This is a genomic window from Nonomuraea mangrovi, from assembly GCF_042681425.1.
GTDB classification, from domain to species: Bacteria; Actinomycetota; Actinomycetes; order Streptosporangiales; family Streptosporangiaceae; genus Nonomuraea; species Nonomuraea mangrovi.
On sequence record NZ_JBHUFV010000067.1, the window covers coordinates 1 to 2,599 of the forward strand.

At 64.3% G+C, this 2,599-nt stretch carries 2 protein-coding genes and 1 pseudogene; 2 read left to right on the forward strand and 1 reads right to left on the reverse strand.

From position 1 onward, the window contains the following. Positions 1–590: 590 nt before the first annotated feature. Positions 591–1,064 carry a hypothetical protein gene (locus ACFSKW_RS43670; RefSeq protein WP_379580379.1) on the reverse strand — a complete coding sequence of 158 codons (474 nt, stop codon included), beginning with the start codon at positions 1,062–1,064 and terminating at the stop codon, positions 591–593. A gap of 485 nt (positions 1,065–1,549) precedes the next feature. Between ACFSKW_RS43670 and ACFSKW_RS43675 the strand changes: the two genes are divergently transcribed. Continuing rightward, a complete protein-coding gene (locus ACFSKW_RS43675; protein ID WP_379580380.1) occupies positions 1,550–1,840 on the forward strand; it encodes a hypothetical protein in 291 nt (96 codons plus the stop codon). A gap of 405 nt (positions 1,841–2,245) precedes the next feature. After that, positions 2,246–2,599, forward strand: a pseudogene (locus tag ACFSKW_RS43680) (hypothetical protein); the annotation flags it as partial.

Consider the following 2,599-nt stretch of genomic DNA (forward strand, 5'->3'; position numbering starts at 1 on the left):
GGAGCCCATCGCGCAGGCGAACCCTCTCAAGGCTCATGATCTCAACCTCGTACAGGCCCTAGTTGCCGAGTGAGCACGAGCGAGCTCAAGGCTCGAGTGTCCTCGATCACGCCCACCACTGCTCCACATGCCTCGTCGAGTTGTTCAGTCTCGATAAGGACGTCGGCCAGCACGAGCTGAGCGAAGGCCCGGCTGCGCGTCCGATCTGCGGGCCGCAGGGCGATGGCCCGATCAGCTTGCCTTCGTGCCTCTCTGAACTGACCCAATGTGAGCATGGATCGCGCCGTGTCGAGCGCCAGGGTCCCCTCGTCGAAGGGCCCGGTCCACGGCGATGCCGCGCCATCCTCCTCACGCCCGAGAGCCTCCTCTGCCCGGACGAGCAACCGGGCGCACTCTTTCGAGTCGTTCAAGGCTGCGAACCCTCGCGCCGCCATGGTCAGCAACCGGGACTCCATCGCGGGTGCCGCAGTGCGGGTGTCGGCCAACATAGTGGTTCCTCGTCGCGCAAGCCGTACAGCATCCCCGGCCCGGCCGAGATGCCGGGCGAGGTGACTCATGCTGCCGAGGATGTGAGCTTCAAGCCGCCGGTCTTATCCGACGCCTACGAGGTCAAGCGCCCTGGAGAAGTGGTGTTCGGCCGCATCGTCCTGGCCGGCGTCGTGCGCCATCCACCCTGCCATCTCAGTGAACGCCGCAGCAGCAACAAACGCCGTCGTCCCGTCGGAGCCGCTGAACAGCCGAGGTGCGACGTCCCGCTCCAGATAGCCCAGGACGGTTGCGTAGAGGTGACCACCGCCGACCCGCCGATCAGCACCGCGGAAGGACGACATTGCTTCAATGTCGTGAGACGCCGTGGGCGGGCGAGGTGTGGGTGCCGCCTCGGAGAAGAGGTCACTCTCGCTCACGCCGAGGGCCCGGCAGAACAGCAGCCGGTACCGCTCGCTCAGTGACGCGATCCGGCCCGACTCCCAGCGCCGAATCGAGCGAACCAGCGCTTCGTGATCGGGAAGGTCGCGCACATTGTCCCCAGCGGCGTTGCGAAGACGTCGGGCCATGCTGTGCACGTCCCACAGGCGCTCCTTCCGCTCGGCGCGGATCCGTGCGGCCCATCGTGGTGGCTCCACTATTTCCGCCTCCGTGCTTGCCTGAATGCATTGCGTGTCCGCCGGTGCTCCTCATTGTCACCCTCCGATCGCCTGTGCGCAGGCCCTCTACTGGGACTGACTCGATTTCGGAAACGTAGGGACCACCAGATGGATGAAACACAGACGGCGCGAGTGCTCGCAGCGCGACTTCCCAAATGGACAATCTGGTTCGGCGAGCACACGAGAAGCTTTTGGGCCGTATCAAGAAGCCTGGACCTGCGAGCAGCGCCGCACATCGAGGCGCCCACCGCCGAGGAGTTGGAGCGCCGAGCAAAGGCCATAGAGCGGCACTTTTGCGACATCCCCGCGATCATTTCCCGTCCGGTATTCCGGCCGTCATCCGCGACCGGTCCCGCCCCTGGTCGACATGTCCGCAGGCGCCGCCGTACGGCGGGAGCCTCCTCATGACGCCTGACGAGGCACTCGCCGAGTTGCGCAACGAGCTACAAGCTGCCGGAGTCCTGACCGAAGACCGCGATGTCTTCTGGTGCGCGGCGGACGAACCAATGCTCAGCCTCGCGCCTGGACTGGTCATCTGGATCGGACGCCAGCACGGCTTCCGCTGGCCGGACCAGAAGGGGCGGTGGCGCAAGTGCTCCCTCGACGATGTCTGCGGTGTCGTCGACTTGATCCTTCCGATCTACAAGCAGCGCATGAGCGGCGTTGAGGCCGCTACTCAAGCCGAACCTGTGTAATGGCAGGTTCGTTCGACCGGCGCGGCGATGTGATGGAGGCGCGGCCTCACGTCGTTGCGCCGCCCAGCCCCGGTGAGTCTGGCAGGAGTGGTACCGGGTCCACTCCCGTCATCTCGTATCTCGCAGTGACGAGGGGCTCGCCGGGCAGAGGACCGCGCGGAGCAGAGGCGCCCTGTTCCGCGCGGTTTCCTTTGCAGGAAGAAATTCTCCCGCCCAGTTCGCCGCATATGTATGGATATTTGGAGATAATCCGGCGCATTTACAATGCTCTGACGTGCAGTGATTACATTGCGCAACTAGATTTCTTTTCATCGTCGCATTACTGTGACTAGCCCACGCGGTTACTACCCTCTCGAACTGCGAGGACGAGTCATGCGGCGACGGTGCGCCCAACGTGAACGTCTCTTGGCCGGGACGATCGTGCTTGCTGCTCTAACGGCCTGTCGGCCTGTCGAGAGCGCGCAGACATCCCTTGCGCCACCGTCCTTCACCGCCTCCTTCGACCCACTGGCCTCGGTCAAGGACTCCATTCTCAATGCCTACCGAGGCATGTGGCGCGACTTCGCCGATGCTGCCCATACGGCAGACTGGAACGATCCGGATATCGCCGACCACACGACTGGAGACGCCGAGGCAAAGCTCCGTTATGGGCTCTTTCTCGCCAGCAAGAAGGGCCAAGTGGTCAAGGGCGACCCACTGAGCCCATTCCATCGTGACGCCGCTGGCCACAGGCGTGTTACGGAATCGCCACTGCTGACC